The organism is Desulfosporosinus metallidurans, assembly GCF_001936615.1.
Lineage (GTDB): Bacteria > Bacillota > Desulfitobacteriia > Desulfitobacteriales > Desulfitobacteriaceae > Desulfosporosinus > Desulfosporosinus metallidurans.
In genome coordinates this window covers 26052-42095 of sequence record NZ_MLBF01000001.1, presented here as the reverse complement: position 1 = coordinate 42095, position 16044 = coordinate 26052, and the positions used below count along the sequence as shown (strand labels likewise).

13 protein-coding genes are annotated in these 16044 nt (G+C 45.2%); all 13 read left to right on the top strand.

Annotated features, from left to right (window positions below; genetic code table 11):
- Positions 1–203: 203 nt before the first annotated feature.
- Complete coding sequence (gap, locus tag DSOL_RS00220; protein ID WP_075362891.1) at positions 204–1214, top strand: type I glyceraldehyde-3-phosphate dehydrogenase; 1011 nt, start codon at positions 204–206, stop codon at positions 1212–1214.
- A gap of 137 nt (positions 1215–1351) precedes the next feature.
- Complete coding sequence (locus DSOL_RS00215) at positions 1352–1930, top strand: glycerol-3-phosphate responsive antiterminator (RefSeq protein ID WP_075362890.1); 579 nt, start codon at positions 1352–1354, stop codon at positions 1928–1930.
- A gap of 70 nt (positions 1931–2000) precedes the next feature.
- The gene (gene pyk / locus DSOL_RS00210) at positions 2001–3734 is read left to right on the top strand and encodes a pyruvate kinase (protein WP_075362889.1); all 1734 of its coding nucleotides are present in this window, start codon (positions 2001–2003) and stop codon (positions 3732–3734) included.
- Positions 3735–3951: 217 nt separating this feature from the next.
- Entirely contained in the window at positions 3952–5139 is a 1188-nt protein-coding gene (locus DSOL_RS00205) for a phosphoglycerate kinase (RefSeq protein WP_075362888.1), read from the top strand.
- Between the two features lie 90 nt (positions 5140–5229).
- Positions 5230–5994, top strand: a complete 765-nt coding sequence (tpiA, locus tag DSOL_RS00200; RefSeq protein ID WP_075362887.1) for a triose-phosphate isomerase — start codon at positions 5230–5232, stop codon at positions 5992–5994.
- Between the two features lie 36 nt (positions 5995–6030).
- On the top strand, positions 6031–7578 hold the full coding sequence (gene gpmI, locus DSOL_RS00195) for a 2,3-bisphosphoglycerate-independent phosphoglycerate mutase (protein WP_075362886.1): 1548 nt from the start codon (positions 6031–6033) through the stop codon (positions 7576–7578).
- A gap of 42 nt (positions 7579–7620) precedes the next feature.
- Positions 7621–8898 carry a phosphopyruvate hydratase gene (eno, locus tag DSOL_RS00190; RefSeq protein ID WP_075362885.1) on the top strand — a complete coding sequence of 426 codons (1278 nt, stop codon included), beginning with the start codon at positions 7621–7623 and terminating at the stop codon, positions 8896–8898.
- Positions 8899–9281: 383 nt separating this feature from the next.
- Positions 9282–10916: a Na/Pi cotransporter family protein gene (locus tag DSOL_RS00185; protein WP_075362884.1), complete on the top strand. Its 1635-nt coding sequence runs from the start codon at positions 9282–9284 to the stop codon at positions 10914–10916.
- Positions 10917–11066: 150 nt separating this feature from the next.
- Positions 11067–11762 (top strand): glycerophosphodiester phosphodiesterase, encoded by a 696-nt coding sequence (locus tag DSOL_RS00180; protein ID WP_075362883.1) that lies wholly within the window; start codon positions 11067–11069, stop codon positions 11760–11762.
- A 209-nt stretch (positions 11763–11971) separates the two neighbouring features.
- Entirely contained in the window at positions 11972–13090 is a 1119-nt protein-coding gene (locus DSOL_RS00175; RefSeq protein WP_075362882.1) for an extracellular solute-binding protein, read from the top strand.
- 112 nt (positions 13091–13202) lie between these two features.
- Complete coding sequence (locus DSOL_RS00170) at positions 13203–14081, top strand: ABC transporter permease (protein WP_075362881.1); 879 nt, start codon at positions 13203–13205, stop codon at positions 14079–14081.
- Positions 14078–14902: an ABC transporter permease gene (locus DSOL_RS00165; RefSeq protein WP_075362880.1), complete on the top strand. Its 825-nt coding sequence runs from the start codon at positions 14078–14080 to the stop codon at positions 14900–14902. The genes DSOL_RS00170 and DSOL_RS00165 overlap by 4 nt, the downstream gene beginning before the upstream one ends.
- 91 nt (positions 14903–14993) lie before the next feature.
- Positions 14994–16013: an ABC transporter ATP-binding protein gene (locus DSOL_RS00160; RefSeq protein WP_075362879.1), complete on the top strand. Its 1020-nt coding sequence runs from the start codon at positions 14994–14996 to the stop codon at positions 16011–16013.
- The last annotated feature ends 31 nt before the right edge of the window (positions 16014–16044 follow it).

Here is a 16044-nt window from a genome sequence, read left to right as displayed (position 1 = left end):
GATAACCTCTGATGGGTGGTTCCAATAGGAAGTGCTTTATTAGAGGTTGTGTTTTTTTATTATTCGTCGCTTAGGGGGTGGTAGTAAAGGATGAATTTCTTTAAAAATCAGGGGGAATACTGATGAAGTTACTCGACGTAGAATTTGATTATTCAAGGGAGTGCTCGTGTGAGTAAAGTGGGATAATTAAGGAGGTTATTTAAATGAGTATTCGTGTAGCAATTAATGGATTTGGTAGAATTGGTCGGCTTACATTACGTGCCGTCCTAAAGCAATCCCTTCCGTTTGAAGTGGTGGCCATCAATGATTTAGGAAGTCCAGATTTATTAGCGCATTTATTTAAGTATGATTCGGTTCACGGAATTCTCCCTAATGCAGTGGAAATTGACGGGAATACGATGATTGTCGATGGAAAACGTATTGAAATTTTAGCTGAGAGAAATCCTTTGGATTTGCCTTGGAGTAAACTGGGAGTAGATCTTGTAATCGAGTCAACCGGACGCTTCACGAAGCGTGATGCCGCCGCTCAACATTTAACGGCTGGGGCCAAAAAAGTCGTCATTTCCGCTCCGGCTAAAAACGAAGATATTACGATTGTCATGGGAGTTAACGATGATAACTATGATCCGCTGAAGCACCATATTATTTCTAACGCTTCTTGTACAACAAACTGTCTTGCTCCCGTAGCCAAAGTATTATTGGATGCCTTTGGGATTGAGCAAGGGATGATGACCACGACTCATTCAGTCACTAATGATCAACGTATTTTGGACCTGGAACATTCGGATTGGCGCAGATCTCGAGCGGCCTATCAATCCATGATTCCGACGACCACGGGTGCAGCCAAAGCAGTTACTTTGGTCATACCAGAATTAGTAGGTAAAATGAATGGACTAGCCGTCAGGGTCCCTACACCCAATGTTTCTTTGGTTGATTTTGTTGCTAATCTAACCAAATCAACAAGCAAAGAAGAAGTAAATGCTACCTTACGTCAAGCGGCAGAGGGCAAATTAAAGGGATATCTCGAGTATACAGAATTACCTCTCGTTTCCCACGACTTTAATGGTAACCCGGCCAGCTCCATCGTCGATGGATTATCGACGATGATGATGGGAGAGCGCATGGTAAAAGTACTGGCATGGTATGATAATGAATGGGGTTATTCCAACCGCATTTTGGATTTAGTCAAGCTGATTGTTATGAAAGGCTTGTAGGCTAACCGGGCCTACGCAATAGGGGCAAGAAGTTAACCCCTGAGAAGTCGTTTCAGTAGGAAGTGCTTTATTAGGGGTTATATTCTTTCGGATTATAGGTTCTGAACGGGTTATACGGGCGCTAGGGGGATGGCAAAATGGATTTTTTGAAAACCGTTATGTTAGAGAAGAAAATTGGCGCAACGATTCGTAGGGTCGAGGATCTCAATGAAGCAATCCACCATCCTAATATTGGTACTATCTTTCTTTTAGGCGCAGACATTAATATATTACCTTCCATAATAAAAAAAGTTCACTCTGATAATAAGGTTTTATTGGTGCACCTTGATATGTTGGAAGGAGCGGGTAAGGATAGGGCAGGGATACACTTGCTGGCGAGAATGGGTCTGCGTGGTCTGGTTACAACCAAACCTAACTTAGTCAAATTTGCCAGTGAAGAAGGGATGGCGGTTATTCAGCGCTTGTTTGTCTTGGATTCAGAATCGGTTAAAACAGGAATTAAGATGGCATCCGCTGTAAAACCGAATGCAGTTGAAATCTTACCAGCGACCGTTCCTCGCTTTGTAATTCAGGATATGAAGGATGCTCTGGGCATACCGGTTCTCGGAGGAGGTCTCTTGAGAACGGAAGAGGACGTAAGGCTTGCCTTGTCGAAGGGAATAGATGCTGTCTCTACAAGTTTGCGGCATTTGTGGGAAATGAACTTTGAAAAATAATTGTTCTGGTAGAGTAAAGTGGAAACCAGAACTCAGGTTATTATGGATGGAATAAGGATGGTAACTGTTTATGAGAAGGGCAAAAATTATATGTACGATTGGTCCAGCCAGCGAATCCAGAGAAAAAATCCAACAGCTTTTGACGGCAGGGATGAATGTCGCTCGATTGAATTTTTCTCATGGAACCCATGAAGAACATGGGTTGCGAATGTCTGTTTTAAAAGAGGAAGCTGCGAGAGTGGGGAAACATTTAGGAATCTTACTTGATACTAAAGGGCCAGAAATCCGTACAGGTATGGTTCCGGAGTTAGGAATCACGCTCACCAATGATGCAGAGTTTATTTTGGATACGAAATCTGCTCTTGGTTCTTCAGAAAGAGTAGGAATAACTTATAAAGAATTATGGCTAGATGTCGTTCCAGGGACGCATATTTTAATTGACGACGGACAGCTGGATTTGGAAGTTGTGTCGGTACGGCAAGAAGAGATTAAGACGAGGGTGCGAAATGGTGGTATTTTAAAATCACAAAAGGGCGTTAATGTTCCTGGAGTTTCGATTAAATTGCCCGGTGTGACTGAAAAGGATATTGAAGACATTCGTTTCGGTGTTACCCAGGGGATAGATTTTATCGCGGCTTCCTTTACTCGTAAAGCTTCTGATATATTAGCGGTGCGGAAAATTGTTGAGGAAATGGGCGCAACGGTACAAATCATTGCTAAAATAGAAAGCCAAGAGGGCGTTAATAATTTGGATTCTATTTTGGAAGTTGTCGACGGGTTGATGGTTGCGCGCGGAGACTTAGGAGTTGAGGTTCCGGTTGAAGAAGTCCCTGTTTATCAGAAGGAAATGATTCAAAAATGCAATTTGCAAGGTAAGCCAGTCATTGTAGCCACCCAAATGCTTGATTCCATGATTCGACAACCTCGGCCAACGCGGGCGGAAGCCAGTGATGTGGCGAATGCCATCTTGGACGGAGCGGATGCCATTATGCTTTCAGGCGAAACGGCTGCCGGACAATTTCCTGTTGAGGCCGTGCGCATGATGGATAAAATCGCCAAGCGCACGGAAATAACGCTCTTAGAAACTAAGACAACTCGCCATCCCCATTTTAATGTGGCGGAGTCCATCAGCTACGCTAGTTATAGCATCGCTGGTGACCTTAACGCGACGGCCATTTTAACTCCCACACAATCTGGCCTAACTGCACGGATGATTTCTAAATATCGTCCCAAGGCGCTTATAGTAGCGGCTACTCCCTTTCCTGAGGTTGCACGAAAACTCGCTTTACAGTGGGGGATTGAACCCCTAGTGGTTCCGGAAAGCCCAGGGACTGATCAATTATTGTCAGTAGCAGTAACGGCTGCACTTGATAAAAATTACATTCAAACTGGGGACATTGTCGTGATTACGGCAGGGGTTCCCGTTGGCAAGGTTGGCACAACTAATATGATTAAAGTTCAAGTAGTAGGGGGGATCGTGGCAAAAGGAACGGGCATTGGGAGAAAATCGTATATGGGTACGGCCCGGATTGTTCACTTACCTGGGCAAGATTCGTTTAAGAAGGGTGACATACTTGTTGCTAGATCTACTGATGCCCGATTTGTTCCACTGATTGCTCAGGCAGGGGCGTTAGTCATTGAAGAAGCTGGCTTAACGTCTCATGCCGCCATTGCGGCTTTAGAATATGGTATACCGGCCATTATAGGCTTACCAGACGCAATGGTTAAAATTCCTGAGGGGCAGAGGATTACGGTAGATGCCCTTGCTGGAGTTATTTATGAAGGGACGGTTAGTATTTTGTAATATGGGCCGGAACGTTTTATATTAGGCAGGAAACTGCCGCTTAATGAAGAATTAGTGAACAAAGCCTTATTTAGCAGAGAAACGTTTGTGAGCAGTTTTTTGGTAGTTCGGGAGAGTAGGAAGTTTCTTTTCTAGGTATACTAAGGTATATTATAGAAATAATGGAACCTATCTGAGGAAAACCGAACCCTTGGTCAAAGTGAAAGGGGATTAATGCATGAACAAAAAGAGCGTTAAAAATGTGGAGGTACGAGGAAAACGAGTGCTGGTACGGGTGGATTTTAATGTACCATTGGATGAACAACGGCACATTACCGATGATACTCGAATACGGGCTTCTCTCCCCACAATCCAATATCTCGTGCAAGAGGGAGCCCGCGTGATTTTAGCTTCGCACCTCGGTCGTCCCAAAGGGCAAGCGAATCCAAGTTATTCCTTAGAACCTGTGGCCAAGCGCTTGAGTGAGCTATTGGGACAAAACGTGAGTCTAGCAGGGGATTGTGTAGGGGACCCAGCGATGGAAGCGGTCAGCACGTTACAGGATGGGCAAGTTCTATTATTGGAAAATGTCCGTTTTCATGCAGAAGAAGAGAAAAATGATCTGGCGTTTGCTAGAGAACTAGCCTCGCTGGCAGAGTTGTTTGTTAATGACGCCTTCGGAACCGCACACCGTGCCCATGCGTCAACAGAAGGGGTTACCCACTATATTCCCGCCGTGGCTGGTTTACTAATGCAAAAAGAAGTGGAATTCATGGGCAATGCTTTGGAACGGCCAGAACGTCCCTTTGTGGCCATTATTGGCGGAGCCAAAGTGAGCGATAAGATTGGCGTAATTGAAAACCTCCTAGAAAAGGTCGACGTTTTGATCATCGGGGGTGGGATGGCAAATACCTTCTTGAAAGCCCAAGGGTTTAAGGTGGGGAAGTCTCTTCTAGAAGAGGAAAAGGTGGAATTGGCCAAGCAACTCATCGAAAAGGCCAAGAGAAAAGGGGTTACCCTAGAACTTCCAATCGATGTGGTGGTAGCTCATGCCTTTGAAGCAAATGCTCCTCACCGTACGGTAAGTGTGTCTGAAATTCAGGAGGATGAAATGGCCTTAGATATTGGGTCAGCAAGTGCCGAGAGGTTCGCTGCCCGCCTTGCGACAGCTCGGACTGTTATTTGGAACGGTCCAATGGGTGTATTTGAAATGGATGCCTTTGCCAAAGGAACTGAGCGGGTTGCTCAGGCGGTTGCCGCCTGTGGAGGAATAACGATTGTCGGAGGCGGGGATTCTGTGGCAGCCGTGGAGAAAATGAACGTTGCGGATCGCATGACTCATATTTCCACCGGGGGCGGCGCTTCGCTTGAGTTTCTAGAAGGAAAAGTTTTACCAGGGGTTGCTGCGCTTCAGGACAAAGCGTAAGTCAATTCGAGGTTCGAATATTTCAAAACTATACTAACTCCAGATGGAGTACCAACAATTTTCAATCTGGCGAAGTGGAGGAATAATAAATTGGCGAAGCGACGGACGGTCATTGCCGGTAACTGGAAAATGTATAAAACGGTCAGCGAAGCAGTGGACTATGCTGGGAAATTTTTAGAAGAAGTTCGGAATGTCACAGAACTGGACATCGTTCTCTGTGCTCCCTTTACCGCCCTGTCTTCCTTAAAGAATGAATTGGAAGAAAGTATCGTCCATTTGGGCGCTCAAAACATGGCTTGGGCAGACCAAGGTGCCTATACCGGAGAAATATCCGCCCAAATGTTGCTCGATGTGGCCTGTACATATGTTATACTCGGCCATTCTGAACGGCGAGAACTGTTCGGAGAAACGGATGAAGAGATCGCGAAAAAGGTACAGAAAGCGCTGTCCTCAGGCTTAAAGCCCATGTTATGTGTGGGAGAAAATCTTAACGTCCGCGCAGAAGGAAAAGCTGCAGAGAGGGTTAGTACCCAGGTTTCTCGTGCTCTCACAGGTTTATCGATTGAGGATTTGAGGCGGGTCATCGTTGCTTATGAACCAATTTGGGCCATTGGAACTGGGAAAACGGCGTCTAGCAAAGACGCTCAAGAAATGTGTGCCTCTATCCGGGCCACTTTGTCGGGTCTCATGGGATCGGCCGCCGAGCAAGTGCCCATTCTCTATGGCGGAAGCGTCAAAGCGGAAAACATTGCCGAACTATTGGCTGAGCCTGATATTGACGGTGCCTTGGTTGGAGGGGCAAGTCTCGATCCCCTGAGCTTTGCCAGGCTTGTCCATAATGCGACTTCCGTTTAAGGCATACGACTAGGAAATACTATGAGGTGAATGATAATGACAGAAACAAAACCACTTCTCCTCATGATTCTGGATGGGTGGGGTCACCGTGTTGAAGCAGAAGGAAACGCCATTGCTCGGGCGAAAATACCTATTTTTCAAAGCCTAGAAAACAGATACCCTCACACCACCCTTCAGGCCTCCGGAGAGGCCGTGGGATTACCGCACGGACAAATGGGGAATTCTGAAGTAGGGCATTTGAACATTGGGGCCGGACGAGTGGTCTACCAAGAGCTAACCCGTATCTTTAAAGCGATAAAGGATGGGACTTTATTTGAGAATTCCGTTCTCCTCGAAGCCATGAATCAGGCCCATTATCATAACAAAGCATTCCACCTGGTGGGTTTACTTTCCGACGGGGGAGTTCATTCACACATCGACCACTTGTTTGCGCTGTTGGAAATGGCCAAGAAACAGGGCTTAGAGAAAGTGTATATCCACGTCCTACTCGATGGTCGCGACGTCTTGCCGCAGAGTGCCAAAGAATATATAGCCCAGCTGGAAGCAAAGATCAAGGAACTGGGGATTGGACAAATAGCCTCAGTGAGTGGCCGTTATTACGTCATGGACAGAGATAAACGCTGGGAACGTCTTGAAAAGGGCTATCAAGCCTTAATAGCGAAAGGCGAATTGAAGTTCGCACCAAGTGCCTTGGCAGCAGTGGAGAGTTCCTATGACGTTCGGGTGACGGATGAATTTGTGCCTCCAACCGTGATTATTGATGACGAAGGGAAGCCAGTGGGGGGTATACAAGAGGGGGATAGCGTGCTCTTCTATAACTTTCGTTCCGACCGGGCGCGGGAAATCACCCATGCCTTTGTTGACGAGGAATTTCCGGGATTTGAACGACCCAATCGTCCGCATGTCCACTTTGTGTGTATGACTGAATATGAGGACACAATCCCAGCACCTGTTGCCTTTCCCCAGCAAAATCTGGAGAATACATTAGGGGAAGTGCTTGCAGATCACGGGTTAAGGCAGTTGAGAATCGCAGAAACCGAAAAATATGCGCATGTGACGTTCTTTTTTAACGGTGGACTCGAAGAACCATTTCTTAACGAGGAACGAATTCTAATCCCTTCACCAAAAGTCGCGACGTATAACCTCCAGCCTGAGATGAGCGCTCCAGCATTAACCCAAACCCTCCTGGAACAGTTGCGGAAAAAGACCCATGATGTGATTATTCTCAACTTTGCCAACCCGGATATGGTTGGACATACTGGTGTTTTTGAAGCAACCGTCCAAGCGGTGGAAGCGGTGGATCGATGCTTGGGAGAGATTTATGAGGAATTACAAAGGTTGAATGGGACCCTCATCGTGACCGCGGATCATGGGAACGCCGAAATGAAATTGGACCCGAAGACCGAGCTGCCGCTGACTGCTCACTCCACAAATTCCGTGCCGTTCCTATTGGTCGATGATCGGTTTATTGGGCAAACTCTACGTGAGGGGGGCGTACTGTGCGATGTCGCGCCTACTCTGCTGAAATTACTCCAGATCCCAATACCCAAGGAAATGACAGGAAAATCATTACTGGATACGTAAAGACTCCAGAACAGGAGTATTCAAAAAAAGGGGGAAATTTTAATGAGCTTGATTACGGATGTTTATGCACGCGAGATTTTGGATTCCCGAGGAAACCCAACGGTAGAAGTGGATGTCGTTCTTGAAGATGGGAGCATAGGCCGTGCGGCTGTCCCTTCGGGTGCTTCCACAGGGGCTTTTGAAGCAGTTGAACTGCGGGACGAAGACAAGACTCGTTATATGGGTAAAGGGGTATTGAAAGCTGTTGAGAATGTCAACTTGCTGATTGCCCCTGAAGTAGAGGGACTCAATCCCTTCGATCAACCGGGCTTGGATCGCTTGTTGATTGAACTCGATGCTACGGAAAACAAGGGAAAACTGGGAGCAAACGCCATCCTTGGGGTGTCCTTGGCGGCAGCAAAAGCGGCTGCAGAAGCGCTGGGCTTGCCACTCTATCAGTATTTAGGAGGGGTGAATGCCAAAGAACTTCCGGTGCCCATGATGAATATTTTAAACGGCGGCAAACATGCCGATAACAATGTGGATATTCAAGAATTTATGATTATGCCGGTTGGAGCCTCAAACTTTGCCGAGGCCCTGCGCATGGGAACAGAAGTGTACCATAGTCTAAAAGCCGTTCTTAAAGAAAAATCTTTGGCGACCTCAATTGGGGATGAAGGTGGTTTCGCTCCCAGTTTAGAATCCAACCAAGATGCGTTACTTTGCATTGTTGACGCTATTCAAAGAGCGGGCTATATTCCGGGCGAACAAGTGGCCTTGGCCATTGATGTGGCAGCCACAGAACTTTATGAAAAAGGACTCTATCACTTAGCAGGGGAAGGGCTCACCAAGACCTCGGACGAGATGATTGATTACTATGAAGGACTGATTGAGCGATATCCAATTGTTTCCATCGAGGATGGACTGGATGAAGAAGATTGGGAAGGCTGGCGTAAATTGACGGAGCGCTTGGGAAATCGCGTTCAGCTCATCGGAGACGATTTATTTGTGACGAACCCAGAACGCTTGGCACGGGGAATTGAGGGGAAAAATGCCAACTCAATTCTTATCAAGCTGAATCAAATCGGAACCTTAACCGAAACTTTAGATGCCATCGAAATGGCAAAACGGGCTGGATTTACAGCAGTTGTGTCTCATCGTTCCGGAGAGACAGAAGATGTCACCTTAGCTCATTTGGCAGTTGCCGTTAATGCCGGCATGATCAAAACGGGGGCACCGGCGCGGACAGAACGGGTAGCCAAGTATAATGAGCTACTCCGAATTGAAGAGGAGCTTGGAGAAAGCGCAACTTATCGCGGCAGAAAAGCATTAGCTCGATAACCCCCCCCTGACGTCAGTATCAACGAATTTAAGCGCAACTCTAAGAAATTCTGCATTCTCCGGACATCCCACAGGGACCATTCAAGAACAAAAAATGGAACAAGGTGAAAATTTAATTAGATAAGTCATAAGTCTATGTCTATAGAACAGGATTAGCAGCTCCTGTTCTATTCTTTTCAAATAGAGAAGCCGTAAATTTATCTGTCGAATAAACAGGTTTATTTTAGGCCTTTTTGCATATTAGTAGGTATAAGTTTTGGGGTGGCTATCTTAGTCCAGACAGTTGTGGAGTGGAATTGAAGAGGATATTGTGGTTTAGGGGATAAGTACGAGTTTATGATAGAAGAAATAGCGTCCTTCTGGTCTAAGGGAGTAGGGGGAAGATGGGTATTATCGGAACTGTGGTTACGTTTCTAGGTGGACTGGGCCTTTTCATGTATGGGGTTCAAACAACGTCGGATGGGTTGCAGAAATTTGCGGCTCGTCGGCTGAAGGAAATTCTTCAATCAATCACCCAAAAGAAGTTTTTAACAATTTTGTTAGGGATGGTCATGACCGTTGCCTTTCAAAGTAGTGCAGCGACAACTGTTTTGGTGGTGGAGTTCGTCAATGTAGGGATGATGAGCCTTGGGCAAGCGTTGGGTATTGTTTTAGGCTCGGCCGTAGGAACTTCCATCTCCATCCAACTCATTGCTTTTCAAATCCTTGATGTCGCTCTGGGAGCAGTATTTATTGGCTTTGTGCTATATTTTTCAGGAAAAAAGCAGTGGAAGCATTTTGGACATTCTTTGATTGGTTTTGGCTTAATCTTTATTGGGATGTCTAATATGTCCAATGCTTCGGCTCCGCTTCGTAACATTCCTGAAGTCTACACCTTTCTGTCTCACTTGGGAACACAACCCTTTTTGGCGATCATTGTAGGACTGATTTTTACTGCTGTGCTCCAAAGTAGTACAGCAGTGTTCGCCATAATGATGTCACTTGCTGGGCAAAACCTCTTAGGACTTGTTGCTATTGTCCCGCTCGTCCTTGGCGCTCATATTGGAGGGACAGTGACGACCCTGCTAACAAGTCTCACGGCCCAAAAGATGGATGCTAAGCGTGCGGCGATAGCGAACACAGGGTATAAAGTCGTCGCGGCAGCTTTGGTGTTTCCCTTTCTAGCCCAATTGGCCCGTCTTATTCAGTGGACAACAAGTGATTTGCAGCGACAGGTTGCCAATGCCCATTTGCTGTTTGCAGTATTCATGGTTATTTTATTCTTCCCATTTAATAACGTTATTGCTAGGGGTCTAAACCGTTTGATTCCAGATCGCCCTAGCAAAGATACTCCCTTGAAATTCAGAGTGATCGATGAAGCTTCCTTGGAGGTTCCAGCTGTAGCGCTTAAACAAGTTCATGAGGAGATCCGCGCTTTGGGGGAGTTTATTTCTAACAAGATGCTGCAGCTGATTCCAGAAGCTTTATTATCAAGTAGTGATGATTTGGCTGAAGAAGTGGTTAAGGCGGAAGAGGAGGTGGATTGGTATTATCGACATACAATGCGTTTCTTGGCAGTCTTATCACAAAAAGGATTAACAGATGAGCAGGCAGAAGAAAGTATGAACGTCCAGTTTATCGTCAAAGAGTTAGAACATATTGGGGATGCAATTATGGCTATGGTTCAATTGAGCAAGAAATTGCATCGTGAGGATTTGAATGTTCCTGCAGAGAACTGGGAACACCTAGACGATTTATATCGACAAGTAACGGATCATTTTGTGACTATACTGAAGGCCTTAACTCAGTGGGATTCACAAACTGCAGCGGAAATCATTCGTGAACATCCTGAGACAACTCGCATACAGAGAAATTTACAGTTTGATTTTCTCGCTCAAAGCCCTCAGCAAAGCGGTCTAGAAAGCAAATTAAGGATTGAAGAAAAGTTTCGCTATATTACGTTAGACTTAATCAATCTCTTATATCAAGTGGATGAACACACGGTTAATATCGCCAAAGTGGTCATGGGAATTGTTTAAGAATATTGTAGACATTTTTCCATTTTACATAAACATTACAATAGCCTAACGTCAAAATAACAATTTAGTGTTATGATGAAAATACTGAATTGTTTAGGGAACTTCGGCAAGTTACAAAGAATAGATGTAGGACGGTTAAGGAGAGATTTTATGAAGATCTTGGGTCATCGGGGAGCAGCGGGTACATCCCCGGAAAATACGATACTCTCCTTTGCAAGGGGCCTTGAATTAGGGGTGGATGGATTTGAGTTCGATGTACAACTGTCACGAGATGGAGAAGTTGTCATCTGCCACGACGAACGTGTCGACCGGACGAGTGACGGCAACGGTTGGGTTAAAAACTTTACGCTTACGGAACTTAAAAAACTAAATTTCGGAGTCCAGTTCAATAAGTACGCTCCCATTCCGACGTTAGTGGAGTTGCTGGAAATGTTGACGGGAAGGTCTTTAATCCTCAATGTAGAGATTAAAACAGGCCTGATCGAATACCCGGGTATCGTCGGCAAAGTGGCTCAGTTACTGGAAAAATATCAAGTGACCCCCCAGAGTATAATTTCCTCCTTTGAACATAAAACGATTGTAGAAGTAATCGAGAACTACCCTCATCTAAAAACAGGCTTGCTTTATGACTGTGGGCTGATCTCACCTTGGCTTTATGCTCAGAATTTAGGGGCAAGCCATCTGCATCCGCACTTTGCCTTTGTAACCCCAGAATTAGTACGAGAAAGTCATTTGCGGGGAATCGGAGTACATACTTGGACCGTGGATGAGCCCTGGGAGATGGAACGTGTTGCGATTTCTGGTGCAGATATTGTGATCACAAATTATCCAGAACGCTTTATCTAGATATAGAGCCTTGTTTAGTAGCAATTGTTCTGGTAGGCGATGACAAGGCTTTTACTTCGTAGACAGTGAATGGATATACCTGAATTACACCGTAAACCGAAAGTAGTAGAGGGGGTGGGGTGGCATTCTCAGTTAGCTCTGTGAAAGATTGAACAAGTCTCGTGCCTAGGAATTCACTATGGTAGATTATTTTAAGAGGAGGAACGATCATGTTAAAGAGGACAAGGAAACCCCTTGCGTTCGCTATGATTGGTGCATTCTTAATGAGTAGTCTTTTGACAGGATGCGGAACGACACCGGCGACAGACCCAAGTAAAGAGGCTAAGCAAACCAGTGAATTAACCGGACAAGCTCTAAAAGACGCAGTGAAAAAGGAAGGAAAGGTTGTTTCCTACGGCATGCCTGATGCTTGGGCAAACTTAGGCGAGATTTGGGGCAATTTCACGAAAAACAATCAGATTACTCACTCAGACACAGATATGACGAGTGCTGAGGAAATTGCTAAGTTTGACGCCGAGAAAAGCAGCCCTGTCGCCGATATTGGGGATGTAGGCATTACCTTTGGTAATGTTGCGATAGCGCGTGATGTTGTTCAAGCACACAAGGGGCCGACTTGGAGTGAGGTTCCGGATTGGGCCAAAGATAAAGATGGTCGTTGGACAGGAGAATATGTCGGTACAATCGCCTTTTTAGTAAACACTAAACTGGTTAAAGAGGTTCCCCACAGCTGGGCAGATCTACTTAAACCAGAATACAAAGGCGCAGTAGTAACCGGGGATGTTTTAAAAGCTGCCCAATCACAAGCCGCGATTTTGGCCGCATCGTTTGCCAACGGTGGGGACGAAAACAACTTAACTCCTGGGATTGAATACTTCAAGAAGCTGGCCAAGGCCGGCAATCTCAAACCCAGTGATAATATTTTCAGCGTCTTCCAAAAGGGTGAAGTTCCTGTGGGAATTTTGTGGGATTTCAACGCGCTTGGTTATCGGTCCCGCTTAACGGATAAAGAAAATTACGAGGTCGTTATTCCCAGTGATGGGACTGTGGCAAGTGCCTATGTCTCAATCATTAATAAATACGCTCCCCACCCTAATGCGGCTAAAGCCTTCCAAGACTACCTCTTAAGTGACGAAGGTCAAGTTCTTTTAGCCAAAGGGTTTGCTCGCCCAATTCGAGACAAAGTTCAAATTCCCGCGGATATCGCTAAAGCGATGGTACCTAAAGAACAATATGCTTCAGCTAAACCAATTAAGGATTTCGCCTCTTGGGAAAAGAATATGAAAACGATCCCCGATCTGTGGAGAAATAATGTCATAGTCTCGCAATAGTCGATTGTGGGAAAAGCCTGACGGGACTTGGGTCGTTAAAGGTTCTTTTAAGTCAGGCCTTCCCCTAGTCTAATACTGTTCCAAAGTCGTCGGCGACGAGGAGGCCTGATAAATGAAAAATAACAGAGTGACTCGGCTCGGCCAAGAGTTGCGGCGAGGTGGAATCCTTTGGGTTCCATTTATTCCTTTGATCATCTTCGCCTTAGCCTTCGAAATCTTACCCATGGGATATATTATTTACAGCAGTGTACATACCGCGACTGGAATAAGTCTGCAAAGCTATTCCCGAATTTTCCAAAGCAAATATTACGTAGTTTCCTTGAGAAACAGTTTATTGGTATCCGTGGCTGTGGGTATTATTGGTTTGATTATTGGTACATCTGGCGCTTTAGCCTTGCGCTCGCTAGGAGAAGCCTGGCGGGAAAAACTATTGACGTTGGTCAATATGACCTCAAATTTTTCCGGTGTGCCTTTGGCATTTGCGTATATCGTTCTTTTGGGAGTCAATGGACTTGTAACGGTCTTGGTAAAGGAAAAGATGGGATTGGACTTGTACGGCACGGGTTTTAGCCTCTTTAGCTGGACAGGGATCGTCTTAGTTTATATTTATTTTAGTGTTCCTTTGGCCTTTATGCTGATGTATCCTGCAGTCTATGCCCTTAGGCAGGATATTCAGGAAGCGGCTCAAATCTTAGGGGCCAGCCGGATTCACTTCTGGCGCAAGATCGGTTTGCCAATCTTGTTGCCTTCCATGTTGGGCAGTTTCACATTACTTTTTGCCAATTCCCTAGGTGCTTATGCCACTGCTTACGCCTTGACAAACTCGAACAACAGCTTAGTTTCCATTACGATTGCGAATCTAGTCACAGGGGATATTTTCCCAGATCCTTCTCTGGCCAGTGCTTTAGCAGTCATTATGGCTGGTTTTTTAGTAGCGTCCATTGTCATTAATGAGAGGCTCAAGAAAAACGGCGGAGGGGTGGGGCAATGAAACGAGGGATTGTTTCAAAACTAGTTTTGGTGCTTATCTTCGCGTATCTATTTTTCCCAATCGTGGCTACCCTTCTATTCTCTGTAGCGACAAGGTGGAGTACGACCATCTTGCCTGAGGGGTATACTTTGTCCTATTACCAGCAACTTTTTAGTAGTCCAGAGTTCATGCAAGCGTTATTGAGGACCGTCTATGTGAGCTTCGCGACCATTATACTGTCGATTCTGATCATTATTCCATCAATGTACTTAGCTATTGTTTATTACCCGCGTTTGGAGAAACTCTTTGAGATTCTGTCAATTTTGCCGTTTGCTATGCCTGGAGTTATCTTGGCCATAGGTATGATTCAGATGTATTCCAAAGGACCAGTGCGCATTACTGGTACTCCTTGGATTTTAATCGGCTCCTATTTCGTGTTAATCTTACCTTTTATGTATCAGGCAACGAAAAATAGTTTTCGGACCATCAATGTCAAGTCTCTGACAGAGGCTGCGCTGATGTTGGGGTGCGGTAAGTTGGAGACGTTTGTTAAAATTATTTTCCCCAATGTGTTGAGGGGAGTTATTTCAGCAGCCTTGATTTCAGTTTCTGTGCTGTTTGGAGAATTTGTCCTAGCTAATTTATTGGTTGGAGATAACTATGAGACCATTCAGATTTACTTATATAAATTGCAGAAAGTTGACGGTCACTTGGCCAATGCTTTAGTGGCTTCGTATTTTCTAGTCATATTGTTGATGTCGTTAATCTTGATCTGGATTGCTTTTCGAAGGGAGACGAAGCTTACCAGAAGTCGGAAGTCAGACAGCAGAAGGTGTTATTGAAGCTGGGGATCGGAAGAACTGGGAAGTTCAGAGGACTTTTGGTGTTATTATCAGGAGGAAATGAGTATAGGGTAATGTGGGGGTATGATACGTGAGCTATGTTCAGGTCGTCAACATTGATAAGAGCTTTCAGGGCCGTCAAGTTTTAAAAGGAATCGAGCTGGAGATTAAAAAAGGAGAATTTGTTACCTTATTAGGTCCTAGCGGGTGCGGAAAAACCACGCTCCTAAGAATTATCGCGGGCTTAGAACGTGGGGACGATGGGAAGATTATTGTTAACGGAAGGGAAATGATAGAAGGACAAAGTAAGAAAGAACAAAACATCGGCATGGTCTTTCAATCTTATGCCCTTTTTCCCAACATGACGGCTTTTGAAAATATTGCGTTTGGGCTTAAAATAAAGAAGGTACCATCTCAGGAGATCCGAAAACAGGTCGAAGAGGTTATGGATATTCTTAGTATTTCGGGCAAAGAAAACAACTATCCGCACCAGATGTCGGGAGGACAACAGCAAAGGGTTGCTTTAGCGCGGGCCTTAGTCGTCAAACCAGACCTTCTCCTTTTAGATGAACCCCTAAGCGCGGTTGATGCAAAGGTAAGGGAGAGCGCAAGAATCTTGATTCGTGACGTTCAAAAGAAGATGGGGATTACCACAATTTTTGTGACTCATGATCAACTGGAAGCCCTGGTCATGTCCGATCGCATCGTGGTCATTAACGGTGGGGAAGTTATGCAGTACGGGACTCCGGAAGAAATTTATCACAATCCTACGAATAAGTTTGTAGCTCAATTTATTGGTACCTATAACTTTGTTCCCGGCGGATTGGTCGGTTTCACGGATAAAGATGCCGAGGTATGTATCCGCCCCGAACATATTTTGTTAGTTAGTAAAGATCAATTGGCTCAGATAGGAGAAACCGATGTTATCAAACTGCAGGGAACTTTAGAGAATTTCTATATTTTGGGCAACACAGCTAGGGCTGAGGTGGTCGCACAGGGCAGAACAATTATCGTGGACCATCTTAACAGATTCGAAGGGTCTAGATTTGCGTTAAAAGAAGAAGTAGGACTCGTGATCGAAAGAAAGGTATGTACTATCCTCGAGCATTAAAGGGAATAATTTTGCCAACTCTATACCCAGT

Excerpts from the sequence above, each read along its gene's own strand:
- gap (WP_075362891.1), top strand. The coding sequence starts at position 204 with ATGAGTATTCGTGTAGCAATTAATGGATTTGGTAGAATTGGTCGGCTT.
- DSOL_RS00215 (WP_075362890.1), top strand. The coding sequence starts at position 1,352 with ATGGATTTTTTGAAAACCGTTATGTTAGAGAAGAAAATTGGCGCAACG.
- pyk (WP_075362889.1), top strand. The coding sequence starts at position 2,001 with ATGAGAAGGGCAAAAATTATATGTACGATTGGTCCAGCCAGCGAATCC.
- DSOL_RS00205 (WP_075362888.1), top strand. The coding sequence starts at position 3,952 with ATGAACAAAAAGAGCGTTAAAAATGTGGAGGTACGAGGAAAACGAGTG.
- gpmI (WP_075362886.1), top strand. The coding sequence starts at position 6,031 with ATGACAGAAACAAAACCACTTCTCCTCATGATTCTGGATGGGTGGGGT.
- eno (WP_075362885.1), top strand. The coding sequence starts at position 7,621 with ATGAGCTTGATTACGGATGTTTATGCACGCGAGATTTTGGATTCCCGA.
- DSOL_RS00185 (WP_075362884.1), top strand. The coding sequence starts at position 9,282 with ATGGGTATTATCGGAACTGTGGTTACGTTTCTAGGTGGACTGGGCCTT.
- DSOL_RS00180 (WP_075362883.1), top strand. The coding sequence starts at position 11,067 with ATGAAGATCTTGGGTCATCGGGGAGCAGCGGGTACATCCCCGGAAAAT.
- DSOL_RS00175 (WP_075362882.1), top strand. The coding sequence starts at position 11,972 with ATGTTAAAGAGGACAAGGAAACCCCTTGCGTTCGCTATGATTGGTGCA.
- DSOL_RS00170 (WP_075362881.1), top strand. The coding sequence starts at position 13,203 with ATGAAAAATAACAGAGTGACTCGGCTCGGCCAAGAGTTGCGGCGAGGT.
- DSOL_RS00165 (WP_075362880.1), top strand. The coding sequence starts at position 14,078 with ATGAAACGAGGGATTGTTTCAAAACTAGTTTTGGTGCTTATCTTCGCG.